Annotated in this window: 13 protein-coding genes and 1 rRNA gene; 1 reads left to right on the top strand and 13 read right to left on the bottom strand. The window is 76.8% G+C overall.

Features of this window, described 5'->3' with window-relative positions:
* Positions 1-14 precede the first annotated feature (14 nt).
* Positions 15-941 (bottom strand): site-specific tyrosine recombinase XerD, encoded by a 927-nt coding sequence (locus ACFPK1_RS16075; protein ID WP_378021943.1) that lies wholly within the window; start codon positions 939-941, stop codon positions 15-17.
* Entirely contained in the window at positions 938-2050 is a 1113-nt protein-coding gene (gene ald, locus ACFPK1_RS16070) for an alanine dehydrogenase (protein ID WP_378021942.1), read from the bottom strand. Before ald ends, ACFPK1_RS16075 begins: the two co-directional genes overlap by 4 nt.
* Before the next feature lie 68 nt (positions 2051-2118).
* Between ald and ACFPK1_RS16065 the strand changes: the two genes are divergently transcribed.
* Positions 2119-3012 carry an LLM class flavin-dependent oxidoreductase gene (locus ACFPK1_RS16065; RefSeq protein WP_378021941.1) on the top strand — a complete coding sequence of 298 codons (894 nt, stop codon included), beginning with the start codon at positions 2119-2121 and terminating at the stop codon, positions 3010-3012.
* A gap of 84 nt (positions 3013-3096) precedes the next feature.
* Here the strand turns inward: ACFPK1_RS16065 and ACFPK1_RS16060 are convergent, their stop codons facing one another.
* From ACFPK1_RS16060 to rrf, 11 genes are all read right to left on the bottom strand, one after another.
* Positions 3097-3774 carry an NUDIX domain-containing protein gene (locus ACFPK1_RS16060; protein ID WP_378021940.1) on the bottom strand — a complete coding sequence of 226 codons (678 nt, stop codon included), beginning with the start codon at positions 3772-3774 and terminating at the stop codon, positions 3097-3099.
* Positions 3771-5492, bottom strand: coding sequence for a CTP synthase (locus ACFPK1_RS16055; protein WP_378021939.1), 1722 nt, complete (start codon positions 5490-5492; stop codon positions 3771-3773). The genes ACFPK1_RS16060 and ACFPK1_RS16055 overlap by 4 nt, the downstream gene beginning before the upstream one ends.
* Positions 5493-5583: 91 nt before the next feature.
* Positions 5584-6498, bottom strand: coding sequence for a copper transporter (locus ACFPK1_RS16050; protein WP_378021938.1), 915 nt, complete (start codon positions 6496-6498; stop codon positions 5584-5586).
* Positions 6498-7691 carry a putative cytokinetic ring protein SteA gene (steA, locus tag ACFPK1_RS16045; RefSeq protein WP_378021937.1) on the bottom strand — a complete coding sequence of 398 codons (1194 nt, stop codon included), beginning with the start codon at positions 7689-7691 and terminating at the stop codon, positions 6498-6500. The genes ACFPK1_RS16050 and steA overlap by 1 nt, the downstream gene beginning before the upstream one ends.
* Before the next feature lie 96 nt (positions 7692-7787).
* On the bottom strand, positions 7788-9689 hold the full coding sequence (recN, locus tag ACFPK1_RS16040) for a DNA repair protein RecN (protein WP_378021936.1): 1902 nt from the start codon (positions 9687-9689) through the stop codon (positions 7788-7790).
* Positions 9690-9809: 120 nt separating this feature from the next.
* A complete protein-coding gene (locus ACFPK1_RS16035) occupies positions 9810-10763 on the bottom strand; it encodes an NAD kinase (protein WP_378022193.1) in 954 nt (317 codons plus the stop codon).
* Between the two features lie 34 nt (positions 10764-10797).
* Entirely contained in the window at positions 10798-11628 is an 831-nt protein-coding gene (locus ACFPK1_RS16030) for a TlyA family RNA methyltransferase (protein ID WP_378021935.1), read from the bottom strand.
* A 5-nt stretch (positions 11629-11633) separates the two neighbouring features.
* Positions 11634-11792, bottom strand: a complete 159-nt coding sequence (locus ACFPK1_RS16025; RefSeq protein ID WP_378021934.1) for a hypothetical protein — start codon at positions 11790-11792, stop codon at positions 11634-11636.
* Between the two features lie 53 nt (positions 11793-11845).
* Positions 11846-12838 (bottom strand): HAD-IIA family hydrolase, encoded by a 993-nt coding sequence (locus ACFPK1_RS16020; RefSeq protein ID WP_378021933.1) that lies wholly within the window; start codon positions 12836-12838, stop codon positions 11846-11848.
* The gene (locus tag ACFPK1_RS16015; RefSeq protein WP_378021932.1) at positions 12835-13689 is read right to left on the bottom strand and encodes a hypothetical protein; all 855 of its coding nucleotides are present in this window, start codon (positions 13687-13689) and stop codon (positions 12835-12837) included. The genes ACFPK1_RS16020 and ACFPK1_RS16015 overlap by 4 nt, the downstream gene beginning before the upstream one ends.
* Positions 13690-14772: 1083 nt before the next feature.
* Positions 14773-14882: ribosomal RNA gene (gene rrf / locus ACFPK1_RS16010) — 5S ribosomal RNA — on the bottom strand; the annotation flags it as partial.

Below are 14882 nucleotides of genomic sequence, written 5' to 3'. Positions count from 1 at the left end.
GCCCCGAATTTCGCTCACATACGGGCGCGGGGGTGCGCCATCGCGAAGACCTCGCGCAGGGTGTCGACGGTGACCTGGGTGTAGATCTGCGTCGTGGTCACCGAGGCGTGGCCGAGCAGCTCCTGCACCACGCGCAGGTCGGCCCCGCCGTCGAGCAGGTGCGTCGCGAACGAGTGCCGCAGGGTGTGCGGGGAGACGTCGCCGGTGACGCCGGCCCGGTCGGCGGCCTCGCGCAGCGACGCCCACGCGCTCTGGCGCGACAGCCGCGCACCCCGCGCGTTGAGGAACAGCGCCGGCGTCCCTCGCCCCCGGCTCGCGAGCCCCGGCCGCGCCCGCACCCGGTACGCCTCGAGCGCGGCGAGCGCCGGGCGCCCGATCGGCACGATCCGCTCCTTGCCGCCCTTGCCCGCCAGCCGCACCGCGCGCTGGGTCGCATCGACGTCGTCGACGTCCAGCCCGACGGCCTCGGAGATCCGCGCGCCGGTGGAGTAGAGCAGCTCGAGCAGGGCCCGGTCGCGGACGCCCGCGAGGTCGTCGGCCTCGCCGCCCCGCGCCTCCAGCAGCCGGCCGACCGTCGCGACGTCGAGCGCCTTGGGCAGCCGGCGCGGCGGGGACGGCGGGTGCACCTCGCGGGCCACGTCGATCGCCACCATGCCCTCGGCCAGCGCGAAACGGTGCAGCCCCCGCACAGCGACGACGGCGCGGGTCGCCGACGCCGTGGCCAGCGGCGCGTGCCCGTCCGCCCCGGTGCGCAGGCCGATGAGGAAGTCGCCGACGTGGCGCTCGGTGACCTCGGCGAGGTCGACGACGCCTGCGGCCTCGAGGTGCTCGACGTAGCGCCGCAGGTCGCGCCCGTAGGACGCGAGCGTGTTCTCCGCCGTGCCCCGCTCCACCAGGAGGTGGTCGAGGTAGACCTGGACGGCGCGGGACGGCGAGGTCACAGCACCTCCGACAGCTCCCGCACCGGCAGGTCGTGGGCCTCGCCGACGGCCTGCGAGGTCAGCTCCCCGTCGACGACGTTGACCCCGCGCGCCAGCGCCGGGTCGGCGGCCGCGGCGTCCGCGAGCCCCCGGTCGGCGAGGGCGACGACGTAGGGCAGCGTGACGCCGGTGAGCGCGCGCGTCGACGTGGTCGGCACCGCGCCCGGCACGTTCGCGACGCAGTAGAAGATCGAGTCGTGCACGCGGTAGGTCGGCTCCGCGTGGGTCGTCGGGCGGGTGTCGGCGAAGCAGCCGCCCTGGTCGACGGCCAGGTCGACGAGTACCGAGCCGCTGCGCATCTGTGCGACGAGCTCGTTGGGCACCAGCACCGGCGCCTTGGCCCCCGGCACCAGCACCGCCCCGATCACGAGGTCGGCCTCGCGGCACGCGCGCTCGACCTCGGGGGTGCTCGAGAGCACGGTCCGCACGCTGCCGGAGAAGATCTCGTCGACGCGCCGCAGCGCGCGCACGTTGACGTCGAGGACCTCCACCGACGCCCGCAGCCCCACCGCGATCGTCGTCGCCGCGAGACCCGAGGTCCCCGCGCCGATCACCGCGACCCGCCCCGGGCGCACCCCGGGCACCCCGCCGAGCAGCACCCCGCGCCCGCCCTGCGCGTTCTCCAGGTGGTGGGCGCCGACCTGCGGCGCCATGCGGCCCGCGATCTCGCTCATCGGCGCGAGCAGCGGCAGCGCCCCGTCCTCGGTCTGCACGGTCTCGTAGGCGACGGCGGTGGCGCCCGCGTCGAGCAGCGCCTGCGTGCACTCCCGCGACGCCGCGAGGTGCAGGTAGGTGAACAGCACCTGGCCGCGGCGCAGCCGGTGGTACTCCTCGGGCACCGGCTCCTTGACCTTGAGCAGCAGGTCGCTCGCGGCCCACACCTCGTCGGCCGACCCGATCACCGTCGCGCCCGCCTCGCGGAACGCGTCGTCGGTGATCGCCGACCCGACGCCCGCGCCGGTCTCGACGGCGACCTCGTGGCCCCGGCGCACCAGCTCGGTGACGCCGATGGGCGTCAGCGCCACCCGGTCCTCGTGGTCCTTGACCTCCCGCGGCACACCCACCTTCATGGCCGGACCATAGCCGGGTCGCGCGCCCGGGTCGGTCCGCCGCGCGCGGGAGGGACAGACTGACCGCCGTGCGACTCGGGACCACACTGCCGCAGTTCGGGGACGCCGCCGACGAGGTGGCCAGGATCGGGGAGTTCGCCGCCCGCGCCGAGGAGGCCGGCGCCGCGAGCCTGTGGGTCGGCGACCGGCTGCTCGCCGCCGTCGACCCCCGGATCGGGTACGGCGGCACCGACACGATCCCCGTCGAGTTCCGCCGCGCCCTGGACCCGTTCGTGCTGCTCACCCTCGCCGCGACCGCGACGTCGCGCGCCACGCTCGGCACCAGCGTGCTCGTCGGCCCGCTCTACCCGCCGGCCGTGCTCGCCCGCTCGCTGACCACGATCGGGGCACTCGCCCCCGGCCGCCTGCTCGCCGGGCTCGGGATCGGGTGGTCGCCCGAGGAGTACGCCGGCGCCGGGCTCGGGTTCGACGCGCGCGGCGCCCGGCTCGACGAGCTGCTCGACGGCCTCGACACGCTGTGGTCGGCCACGCCGGCGCCGCTGACGGGTCCCCGCTTCCCGCTGCCGGCGGTGCACGTCGAGACCCCGCGGCCGCGCCCGTCGGTCTACCTGTCGGGGTGGTCCGAGGGCGCGCTGCGCCGGGTCGGGCGGCGCGCCGACGGGTGGCTGCCGGTCGGCCGCCTGCCCAGCGCCGACCTCGGGGGCCAGGCGAGCGCGCTGCTCAAGTTCCGGGCCAACATCGACGCCGCCGCGGCCGAGGCCGGCCGGGACCCCGCGCAGGTCGGCACGGCGCTGCGCGTCAACGTCGCCGCCGGCCTCGACGCCGCGGAGATCGCCGACGGCGTCCGGCGCCTCGTCGACGCGACGGGGTTCACCGACGTCTTCGTCGACCCGATGTACGCCGCGCCGGGGATCGACGCGTCGCTGGACCTCCTGGCCGATCTGGTGAGCCGAACGGCGTAGTCGCGCACCGGCCCGCCGGTGATCAACGGGGAGTTCGCGCGCCTAGAAGCAGCGAACAGCGCGTTCGCTGCAACACCCCGGCCCTCAGCGGCGCGCGGCGCGCCGATCCGCGAACTGGCGGGGCCGGTCGAGCCATTCGGCGTCGACGGGACGCGCCGCGGACCGGCCGTCGCGCACCGCCGCCGCCGCGAACACGCCCGCCACGCACGGCCCGTTGACCAGCGCGCCCGACATCGCGCCGGTGACGAGGTCGTCGAGCGGGATCCGGCGGATCACGAGGTCGGCCTCCTCGTCGTCCCCGCCCTCCGGGCGCTCCACCGAGCGCAGCCCGCGGGCGAGGAACACGCGCACCGACTCGTCGGCGAAGCCCGGGCACCCGACGATGTCGACCAGCGTCGACCAATCGTCGGCCTCGATCCCGACCTCCTCCACCAGCTCGCGCTGCGCCGCCACCACCGGGTCCTCGGACGGGTCGTCGAGCAGCCCGGCGGGCATCTCCCAGATCCGCCGGCCCAGCGCGGGCCGGTACTGGTAGATCATGACGAGGCGGTCGTCCTCGTCGAGCGCCGCGATCGCGACGGCGCCGAAGTGCTCGACCTTCTCGCGCCCGGCGATGCGCCCGCCCGGCATCCGGACGTCGTCGCGGCGCAGCGCGAAGATCGGGCCCTCGTAGAGGGTCTCGCTGTCGACGACGGTGAAGTCGTGCGGCGGGTGTCCGCCGTGGGGGTCGGCGAGCGAGTCGGGCGTGCGCGGCGCCGTCACGAGGAGGCCCCGGCCGGCTCGTCGAGCACCTCGACGACGTCGGCCGACCCGTTGCTCGTCTCCAGGTCCAGGCGCTGCGACGCGACGTGGCGCAGTGCGGCCGCGACGAACGCGCGGAACAGCGGGTGCGCCCGCGTCGGGCGGCTCTTCAGCTCCGGGTGCGCCTGGGTGCCGACGAAGAACGGGTGCTGCTCGCGCGGCAGCTCGACGAACTCGACGAGCCCGCCGTCGGGCGAGGTGCCGGAGAAGACGAGGCCGGCCTCGGTGAGGCGGTCGCGGTAGGCGTTGTTGACCTCGTAACGGTGGCGGTGGCGCTCGGTGATCCGCCCCGTGCCGTAGGCGTTGCGGGTGATCGTCTCGGGGGCGAGCAGCGCGGGCCAGGAGCCGAGGCGCATCGTGCCGCCCATGTCGCGCTCGCCGGCGACGACGTCGGTCTGGTCGGCCATCGTCGAGATCACCGGGTGCGGGGTGTCCTCGTCGAACTCCGCGGAGTTGGCGCCCTCCAGGCCGGCCATCGACCGCGCGGCGTGGATGACCATGCACTGCAGGCCCAGGCACAGCCCGAGCGCGGGGATGCCGCGGCGGTGGGCGTGGTCGAGCGCGCCGACCTTGCCCTCGATCCCCCGGATGCCGAAGCCGCCGGGCACGAGGATGCCGTCGACGCCCGCGAGGGCGGTGGCCGCGCCGGCCGGGGTCTCGCACTCGTCGGAGCCCACCCAGCGCACGGCGACGCGCGCGCGGTGGGCGAACCCGCCGGCGCGCAGGGCCTCGGTGACCGAGAGGTAGGCGTCGGGCAGGTCCACGTACTTGCCGACGATCGCGATCTCGACGGTCTCGGTGGGGTGGTGCACGCGGTCGAGCAGGTCACCCCACACGGTCCAGTCGACGTCGCGGAACGGCAGCCCGAGCCGGCGCACGACGTAGGCGTCGAGGCCCTCGGTGTGCAGCACCTTGGGGATGTCGTAGATCGACCGCGCGTCCGGGCAGGCCACGACGCCGTCCTCGTCGACGTCGCACATGAGGCTGATCTTGCGCGTCATGTCGTCGGGGATGGCGCGGTCGGCGCGCAGCACGAGCCCGTCGGGCTGGATACCGATGTTGCGCAGTGCGGCCACCGAGTGCTGGGTCGGCTTGGTCTTGAGCTCGCCCGATGGCGCGAGGAACGGCACCAGCGAGACGTGCAGGAAGAAGCAGTTGTCGCGCCCGACCTCGTGGCGCAGCTGGCGCGCGGCCTCGAGGAACGGCAGCGACTCGATGTCGCCGACGGTGCCGCCGACCTCGGTGATCACCACGTCGGGCGCCGGGTCGTCGGTGCGCATCGCGAGAACCCGAGACTTGATCTCGTCGGTGATGTGCGGGATGACCTGGACGGTGTCGCCCAGGTACTCGCCGCGGCGCTCCTTGGCGATGACGCTCGAGTACACCTGGCCGGTCGTCACGTTGGCCCGGGCGGACAGGTCGCGGTCGAGGAACCGCTCGTAGTGCCCGATGTCGAGGTCGGTCTCGGCGCCGTCCTCGGTGACGAAGACCTCGCCGTGCTGGAACGGGTTCATCGTCCCGGGGTCGACGTTGAGGTACGGGTCGAGCTTCTGCATCGTCACGCGTAGGCCGCGTGCGGTGAGCAGCTGCCCGAGGCTCGAGGCCGTCAGCCCCTTGCCCAGCGAGGAGGCGACGCCTCCGGTGACGAACACGTGCTTGGTCGTCCGCGCCGGCTGCATGATCAGGACCCCGCAGCCATCAGGGGAGGAACTCCGCCATCCACGGGGCTTCACGGTAACGCACCGCGTCGCCGCCCCGGCCGAGCGACCCTCACCCCGCGGCGGGCTGGGGCGTGAACGTGCCCGCGGCGGGCCCGTACACCCCGGCCCGCCCGTCGGCCTGCTCGCGCAGCGCCAGCACGGTGGCGACCCGCGACGCCGGGCCCTGGAGCGCGTCGACCGTGGACAGCCCGGAGCGCAGCGCCGGGTCGGCGCGCACGGCCGTGACGGCTCCGGATCCGGTGCGCCCGGCGAGCACCGCCCCCGCGCCCACGCGGTCCATCTCCCCCGCGATCCGCGCGAGCACGGTGTCGCGGGCCGGGTCGGCGCCCGCGCCCGCCACGACGAGCGCGAGCTCGCCCGGCGCGGCCCCGGGCGCGTCGGAGGTCCGGACGTACCCGGCGTCGGACAGCGCGCGCAGCGCCGTCGCGACCTCCGGGCCCGTCGTCTGCTCGCCCACACCGCTCGGGCGGGCGACCAGCAGCGACCCGAGCAACGAGCCCGTGAGCGTGCCGGTGTCGGTGGTCGTCGGCAGCTGCGCGCCGGCGGGCAGCAGCCGCGGCACCAGGGCCCGCAGCGCCTCGGCGCGGTCGGGCGCGACGGCGGCGTCGGTGAGGGCCACCTGGCCCGTGACGCGCCCGCCGGCGCGGGTGACGAGCTCGGACACCGCGTCGACGTCGGCGGGGTCGGCACCGGGCCCGGCGACGACCGCGACACCGCGGCCGGGCAGCAGGCCCGCGACCGTCGACGGCGCGCCGGCGGCGACCAGGCGCTCGGTGGCCAGCAGCTGGGCGCCGGCGGCGTCGCGCTCGCCCCGCATCGCCACGACCTCGCCGGCGAGCTGGTCGCGGTCCGAGGTCAGGGCGCCGAGCACCCGCCCGGACAGCGCCGAGGCCCCCAGCACGACCCCCAGCGCGAGCGCGAGCAGCACCGCCGCGATCGACACGACGTGGTAGCGCAGCGACATCACGTCCCGACCCCCTGAGCCGCGGCCATGGCGGCCTCCCACCCCTCACGAACGAGCATCACGATGGCTTCGGCGAGTCCGCTGGCGAACAGCGCCGTCGCGCCGACCGCCATCACGGCCAGCAGCAGGAGCAGGACCGCGCCGGTGGTGACCCGGTGGCGGTGGAGCGCGGCGACCACCGACGCGTCGACCAGCGTCGGCCCCAGGCGCAGGCGCGTCAGCACGGTCGACGGGTTGCTGCCCGAGCGGCCGCGGTCGAGGAACCCCGACAGCGTCGCGTCGAAGCCGCACGCGACGACCAGCGAGGCGCCGTGGCGCTGCGCCAGGATCAGCGCCATGTCCTCGGGGTTCGCCGACGACGGGAACCCGACCGGGTCGATGCCGGCGTCCTGCAGGCGGGCCAGGCCGGCGATGTGGCCGTCGGTGTCGGCGGGGATGACGACGTCGACGGCCTTGCGGGCGAGGTCGGGGTCGATCTCCAGCGCGGTGCCGACGACCACGGCGGGCGTGAACCCCGCGGACCGCAGGGCCGCGGCGCCGCCGCCCACCCCGACGAGCACCGGGCGCTCCTCGCGCACGAAGTGCTTGAGGCTCTTCAGCTCCTCGGCGCGGTCCGAGCCCCCCGCGACGACGAGGACGGTCTTGCCGTTCATCGCGGTCTCGAGCCCGGGGACACCGACGCCGTCGAGCAGCATGGCGCGCTCGCGGCCCATGAACTCCGTGGTGTTCGCCGAGAAGGCCTCCAGCTGCGCGGCGAGCCCGGAGCGCGCCTCGGCGAGCTGGTCGGCGACGGTCTCGGCGGTCTGCGAGAAGCCGCGGGCCACCTCGTCGTCGCCGAGGTACACCCCGCCGTCGTGCAGGCGCACCGAGGCGCCGTCCCGCACGCGGCGCAGCACCCCGTCGCCGACGTCGTCGACGAGCGCCACCCCGGCGTCGGTGAGGATCTCCGGGCCGAGGTTGGGGTAGCGCCCCGAGATCGACGGTGAGACGTTGACGACGCCGGCGACGCCCGCGTCGACGAAGGCGTGGGCGGTGGCGCGGTCGAGGTCGACCTGGTCGATCACGGCGACGTCGCCGCGCCCCAGCTGGCGCAGCAGCTCCGGGGACACCTCGCCGCCGGAGCGCCCGCCGAGACGTGCCGTCCCGACGACGCCGGCCGGCGCCTCCTTCGTGCGCCCTCGTGGCCACCTCATGCCCGCCACCCCGCACCCGCGCCACGACCCATGCCCACGATGGTCGTCGGCGGGACGCCGGGGACGGAGCCGACGCGCCGAGGGGACGCGCCGCGGTCACCCGGCCCGGCGACTCCGGCGGCTCCCGTGACGCCGCGTGGTCGCACCGCGACTGATCGGTGTGGGGGCGGCCGCGTCCTGGTCCTCCGCCGACCGGTCGGCCGCCGCGGCCGCGAGCAGCTCCTCGGCGTGGGCGCGCCCGGTCTCGGTCTCCTCGGTGCCCGCGAGCATGCGCGCCAGCTCGATCGTCCGGTCGCCGTCGTCGAGCGTCCGGACGGCACTGCGCGTGACACCGTCGGTGGCGCCGGCGTCCGCCAGCCCGCCCTTGTCGACCACCAGGTGGCGATCGGCATAGGCCGCGACCTGCGCCAGGTGGGTCACGACCACCACCTGGTGGGTGCGGGCGAGGCGCGCGAGCCGGCGCCCGACCTCGACCGCGGCCCGCCCGCCCACGCCGGCGTCGACCTCGTCGAACACCAGCGTCGGCGTGGTGTCGGCGCCGGCGAGCACGACCTCGACCGCGAGCATGACCCGCGAGAGCTCGCCACCCGAGGCGCCCTTGTGCACCGGGAGCGCCGGCGCGCCCGCGTGCGGGGTGAGCAGCAGCTCGACCTCGTCGACCCCGTCGGGCCCGGCGACGACCCACCGGCCGTCGACCTCGAGCGCCGCGGCGTCCGTGGCCGCGACCTCCTTCACCCCGACCGCGAGCTGCACCGACGCCGAGCCCATGGCCAGGCCGTCGAGCTCGGCGGAGACGGCGGCGCCGAACCGGTCGGCGGCCTCGCGGCGCGCCGCCGACACCGCGGCGGCGTGCCCGGCGACCTCGCCCGCGAGCTGCTCGGCCTCCGCGGCCAGCGCGGCGAGCGCCTCGTCGGAGGTGTCGAGGCCGGTGAGCTTCTCGCGCGCCGCGTCGGCCCAGGCCAGCACCCCGTCGACGTCGGCGGCGTACTTGCGGGTGAGCCCCTTGAGATCGGCCTGGCGGGCGAGCACCTGCTCGAGGCGCTGCGGGTCGGCCTCGAGGCGCTCGAGGTAGTCGGTGAGCTCCGCGGCGGCGTCCCCGAGCAGCGCGGCCGCCTCGGCGAGTCGGGGGTCGAGCCCGGCGAGCGCCGGGTCGTCGCTGCCCTGCAGGCGCCGGCGGGCCTCGCCGAGCAGCCCCACGGCGTCCGGGTCCTCGCCCGTGCCGTCGGGCGGGCCGGCGAGGGCGGCGAGGGCCGTCGCCGCGGTGGCGCGCAGGTCGTCCGCGTCGGCCAGGCGGCGCGCCTCGGCCACCAGGTCGGCGTCCTCGCCGGGCTGCGGGTCGACCGCCTCGATCTCGGTGAGCCCGTGGCGCAGCATGTCGGCCTCGCGGCTCATCTCGCGCGCCTGCTCACGCCGGCGGGTCAGCTCGGCCACCGCGCGCCGCCACGCGGTGCGCGTGCGGCGGTAGGCGGCCAGCGGCTCGGCGACCGTGGCGCCGGCGAACCGGTCGAGCACCGCGCGCTGCTCGGCCGCGCGCAGCAGCCGCAGCGCCTCGTGCTGGCCGTGCACCGCGAGGGCCGCGTCGGTGACGTCGCCGAGCACCGCCATCGGCACCGAGCGCCCGCCGAGGTGCGCGCGCGAGCGCCCGTCGGCCGACACCGTGCGCGCGGCGATGAGGCTGCCGTCGTCGTCGAGCGCGGCGCCCGCGTCGGCGGCGAGGTGCAGGGCGGAGCGCGGCGCCCCGTCGGCCTCCTCGTCCGGTGGCTCGTCGTCGGGCGCGTCCGACGGGGGCAGCAGGAAGCGGCCCTCGACCGTCGCGCGCGTGGCGCCGCGGCGGACCCGCGAGGAGTCGGCACGGCCGCCGCCCAGCAGGTGCAGCCCCGTGACCACCATCGTCTTGCCGGCCCCGGTCTCCCCGGTGACCACCGTCAGCCCGGGGTGGAGATCGAGGGTCGCGTCCTCGATCACCCCGAGGCCCTGGATCCTCAGCTCGGCGAGCACGGGCGTCACGATAACCACGACCCCCGACGCCGCGGGGCCGAACACGCCGATCCGCTCGAACACATGGTCGAACGGTCGGTGACGGGCGGTCGACGGATCAGGGCCGGCGACCCGGCCGGCTCAGCGCTGGCGCCCGCGCCACCCCTGCACCGGCAGCCCGAACTTCCGCACGAGCCGGTCGGTGAACGGCTGGACGCGCAGGCGCGCCAGCAGGACAGGGTTGCGCCCGCGGACCACCTCGACGCGCGAGCCGGGCGGCAGCTCGATGGTGCGCCGCCCGTCGCAGACCAGCACGCCGGCGTCCCCACGACCCGACACCTCGAGCGCCACCGACGAGTCCGGCGAGATCACCAGCGGCTTCGCGAACAGCGCGTGCGCGTTGCTCGGCACCAGCAGCATCGCCTGCACCTCGGGCCACACCACGGGACCGCCCGCCGAGAACGCGTAGGCCGTCGAGCCCGTCGGTGTCGCGCACAGCACCCCGTCGCACGCGAACTCCGACACCGGGCGCCCGTCGACCTCGAGCACGACGTCGAGCAGCCGCGCCCAGTTCATCTTCTCGACGATCGCCTCGTTGAGCGCCCAGGTGCGGCCCAGCTCGGTGCCGTTCTGGTGGGCGACGACGTCGACGGTCATCCGCTCCTCGACGCGGTAGGTGCGTCCGACGACGGCGTCGAGGACCTCGTCGAGGTCGTCGAGGTCGGCCTCGGCGAGGAAGCCGACCCGCCCGAGGTTGACCCCCAGCATCGGCACCCGCGCGTGGCGCGCGAGCTCGGCGGCCCGCAGCAGCGTGCCGTCGCCGCCGAGCACCAGGACGATCTCCATGCCGAGCGCGGCGTCGGACTCGGCCGTGACCGTGCGCGGGCGCTGCCCCTCGGGCAGGTCGTCGAACAGGCCCTCGTCGGTGGAGTACTCGTCGGGGAGGATCCGCAGGTCGAACCCCGCGTCGGCCAGCCGCTGGGCCGCCAGCGAGGCCACCTTGCGCGTCGCCTCCCGCCCGGTGTGCACGACGAGCAGCGCGTCGCGCGTCCCGCGCTCCTCGCCGCCCTCGACACCCGTCGCGTCGGCCTCCACGAGCCCGTCGGTCACCGGGGTCCTCCTGTCGTCGTCACCGCGGGCCCTCGTCCACGGCCCGCCGGACCAGCGTCTCGGCGTCGGCGTCCTCGTCGTGCCCGGGTGCCCGCCGGAGCCAGCAGAAGTACTCCACGTTGCCCGACGGGCCCGGCAGCGGGCTCGCGACGACGTCGCGCAGCACCAGCCCCCGGGAGCGCGCCGCCGCGACCACGTCGAGGACGGCCGACGCGCGCAGCGCCGGGTCGCGCACGACCCCGCCCGAGCCCAGCCGCTCGCGCCCCACCTCGAACTGCGGCTTCACCATCGGCACGAGGTCGCCGCCCGGCACCGTGCACGCGACGAGCGCGTCGAGGACCAGGGCGAGCGAGATGAACGACAGGTCGGCGACGACGAGGTCGACCGGCCCGCCGATGTCCTCCGGGGTCAGGGACCGGGCGTTGACGCGGTCGTGCACCGCGACCCGCGGGTCGGTCTGCAGCGCCCAGACCAGCTGGCCGTACCCGACGTCGACGGCGACGACCTCGCGCGCGCCGTGGCGCAGCAGGACGTCGGTGAACCCGCCGGTGGACGCGCCGGCGTCCAGGCAGCGGCGGCCGTCGACGGCGAGACCCCGCGGGCCGAAGGCCGCGAGCGCGCCGAGCAGCTTGCCCGCCCCCCGTGAGGCCCAGCCCGGGTCGTCGACGTCCTCGCGGACCACCACGGCGGCGGCGGTCTCGACGGCCGTCGCGGGCTTGCTGGCCACCGTGCCCCCGACCGTCACCCGCCCGTCCGCGATGAGCCCGGCCGCGTGCTCGCGGGAGCGGGCGAGGCCGCGGCGGACCAGCTCGGCGTCCAGGCGGAGCCGGCGGGCGGTGGACCGGGCCACCGCGCTCAGGTCCGGTCCACGTCGGCGAGCACCGCGACGAGCGCGTCGTGCACCGCCTCGAACCGCGTCGCGTGGTCGGCGGCGTCGAAGTCGCCCGGCGCGTCGGCGTCGGGGAGCGCCGCGACGGCGTCACGGAGGCCGGCGAGGGCGTCGTGCTCGGTCATGGCGCGTCCTCCCCGGCGTCGGTCCAGAAGCTGTCGCCGTCCACGCTAACCCGTCAGGCGGGGTCCAGGCCGAGTGCGCTGATCATCTTCTCGGCGGGGGTGCCGTCGGCGCGCACGCCCGTCCACTCCTCGCCGGACGCCCAGGCGGCGCGGCAGAGGGCGCGCAGGGCCGCGGTGGTGTCGTCCCCGTCGCCCTCGAGCACGAGCTCGCCACCCTCGCGCCGCGCGGTGAAGCCGCCGGTGTCGCCGTCGGCGACGGCGGTCGCGGCGAGGTCGCCGGTGAGGACCCGCAGGTCGGCGCCGAGGTAGGTCGGGCGCTGCCCGGCCGGGGCGGCGAGCAGGCCCGCGGCGGTGGACACGCCGGTGAGCACGAGCAGGCTCTCGGCGTCGACGCTGTGCGCGCCGGCGATGTCGGTGTCCAGGCGGTCGCCGACCACCAGCGGCCGCTGCGCGCCCACCCGCGCGATCGCCTGCGCCAGCAGCGGCGCCGCGGGCTTGCCGGCGACCATCGGCTCCCGCGCGCACGCCGTCCGGAGCACGGCGACCATCGACCCGTTGCCCGGCAGCAGACCGCGCTCGTTGGGCAGGGTCGGGTCGACGTTGCAGGCGACCCACACCGCGCCCCGGTTCAGCGCCAGCGCCGCCTCGGCGAGGATGCGCCAGCCCGTGTCCGGGGAGTGGCCCTGCACCACGGCGACCGGCGCGTCGTCCTCGGCCCGCACCGGCTCGAGCCCCACCAGCCGGATCTCCTCGGCCAGCGCCTCCGTGCCCACGACCAGCACCTTCGCGCCCGCCTCGACCTGCTCGGCGACCACCGCGGCGCCGGCCTGCGCGCTCGTCACGACGGCGTCGGTGTCGAGGGTCAGGCCGAGGTCGCGCAGGTGGCCGGCGACCTCGTCGGGGCCGCGGGACGCGTTGTTGGTGACGTAGGAGACGGTCGCGGTGGCGCGCAGGGCCTCGAGGGTCTCGACCGCGCCCTCGATCGCGTCCGGGCCGCGGTACACCGTGCCGTCGAGATCGACGAGCAGTGCGTCGTGCTCGCTCACCCGGAGAACCTCGGGGCCTCCACGGGCCCTGCCGGGGCGTCCGCGGTCTCGTCCTCGACCGTGCCGGGCTCGGGGTCCGTGTCGTCGCCGGCCTCGTCCCGGGGCTCGTCCCCGGCCTCGTCGACAGCGCCCTGGTCGCCGACGCCGAGCATGATCGCCCGCTCCTCGGCGTCCGTCTCGCCCTCGAGGTCGGTGCGGGCCGCGTCGAGGAACGCGCGCACCGCGTCGTCGGTGCGCCCGGCCGCCTGGAGGGCCTCGGCGTAGGCGTAGAACAGCCGCGGCACCCACGGGTCCTCACGCGACGCGTCGAGCTCGGGCACCTGCAGCCCGACCACCGCGGCGTCGTTCTCGCCGAGGTCGCGGCGCGCCCCGGACACGACGATGAGCAGCTCGACGGCGTCCTCGGTGCTCAGGTCGCGGGCCTCGGGGCTGCGCGACAGCTCGATCGCGCGCTCGGGACGGCCCAGCGCGCGCTCGGCGTCGGCCATCACGGGCAGGTGCCCGTCGCCGCCCATCCGCCGGCTCGCGCGCAGCTCGGACAGCGCCTCCGCCCACTCCCCCGCGTGGTAGGCCGCGAGACCCGAGGCCTCGCGGACGATCGCGACCCGGCTCGCCCGGTGCCGGGCGAAGCGGGCGTGAGCGAGGGCCTCCTCGGGCTCGTCGTCGACGAGCTCGCCCACCGCGACGAGATGCCGCGCGACGATGTCGGCGAGGTCCTTGGGCAGGCCGCGCAGGTCGCGACGGGCCTCGGGGTCGAGGAGATCCGCGGTGATGTCGTCCGGCAACGGCGGGGCCGTCGGCCGGGGTGCCGCGTCCTGGTGGCGCTGGATGGGCTCGGCCGCGTGGTCCACCCGCCCGGCCCGCTCGCCCGTGCCGGCGGGGGCGTCGTCGCGCGGCCGATCGGGGCGGCGGTCGTCGCGAGGACCTCCGCGCGGGCGCTCCTGGCGCGCCGGACCGTGACGCCGGTCGGTACCCCGGCCGCCGTCCCGTCCCCCGCCGTCACGCCCGGGGCCCGGACGCCCGCCCTGCGGGCGCCCCCCGTTCGGGCCCCCGCTGCTCGGGCGGCCGCCACGGGGTCGGTCCCCACCCGGGCGGTCGTCGCGGGGCCGGTCGTCGCGGGGCCGGTCGTCGCGGGGCCTGTCGTCGCGGGGACGGCCGGACCGCGGTCGGTCGGACCGCGGCCGGTCGCCACCGCGCTGGTCGTCGCGCGGACGCCCACCGCGAGGAGCGTCACCGCCACGCCGGTCGTCGGGCCGCCGGTCGTCCTGACGCCGGTCGTCCGGGCGTCGGTAGCCCTGGCCCCCACCGCGCGGCCGGTCGTCGCGCCCCTGCCCGTCGCGCGGGCGCTGGTCACGAGGACTCCTGTCGTCGCGCTTGTCGTCGCGCCGGCCGTCGGAGCGTCCGCCCCGCGAGCCGGACCCACCGCCCGCGCGGTCGTCGAATCGACCGCGCGAGCTCGGCGCTCCGCCGCGGTCAAGCGGCGGCCCACCGGCGCGGCCGCCGGGGCCGCCGTCACCCCGCCGCGGTCCACGGGGAGCTCCGCCGCGGTCGTTCGCCCCGGAGCGCCCCGACTCGCCGCCGGAGCGGCGGTCGGAGCCTCGGTCGTCACGGTGTCCCCGGTCCACCGGGCGCCCGGCGCCCCGCCGATCGCCGCCGCCGCGGGGCGCGCCCCGGTCACGGCCGCCGGCTCCGCGGCCGGGCGACGACTGGTCGTCACGGGACGAGCCGGCGGTCCTGCCGCGACGCGAAGCCTCGTCACTTCCGCGAGCGCCGGCACCCTCCGACGGGTCGGACGACATCACGGACCTCCTGTGGACATGCGAACGGGCAGGGCTCCGGCCGGAGTCCTGCCCGTCAGGGTGTTGCTCATGATGATGCGACCTCTGGAGGTCGACGATGTCTGCCTTCCCCCGCGGTGTGGGGGTGGTCGGGTGTTCCGGCGGTGTCCTACTCTCCCACGACCTGTCGGTCGCAGTACCATCGGCGCTGGAGGGCTTAGCTTCCGGGTTCGGGATGGGTCCGGGCGTTTCCCCTCCGCTGTGAC

This window comes from Actinomycetospora rhizophila (assembly GCF_042657905.1).
In the GTDB taxonomy this organism is placed as follows: domain Bacteria; phylum Actinomycetota; class Actinomycetes; order Mycobacteriales; family Pseudonocardiaceae; genus Actinomycetospora; species Actinomycetospora rhizophila.
The sequence above is the reverse complement of the archived record's forward strand: the minus strand, read 5'-3'. Positions and strand labels throughout refer to the sequence as shown.

Excerpts from the sequence above, each read along its gene's own strand:
- ald (WP_378021942.1), bottom strand. The coding sequence starts at position 2,050 with ATGAAGGTGGGTGTGCCGCGGGAGGTCAAGGACCACGAGGACCGGGTG.
- ACFPK1_RS16055 (WP_378021939.1), bottom strand. The coding sequence starts at position 5,492 with ATGCAGCCGGCGCGGACGACCAAGCACGTGTTCGTCACCGGAGGCGTC.
- ACFPK1_RS16050 (WP_378021938.1), bottom strand. The coding sequence starts at position 6,498 with ATGTCGCTGCGCTACCACGTCGTGTCGATCGCGGCGGTGCTGCTCGCG.
- steA (WP_378021937.1), bottom strand. The coding sequence starts at position 7,691 with ATGAGGTGGCCACGAGGGCGCACGAAGGAGGCGCCGGCCGGCGTCGTC.
- ACFPK1_RS16025 (WP_378021934.1), bottom strand. The coding sequence starts at position 11,792 with ATGACCGAGCACGACGCCCTCGCCGGCCTCCGTGACGCCGTCGCGGCG.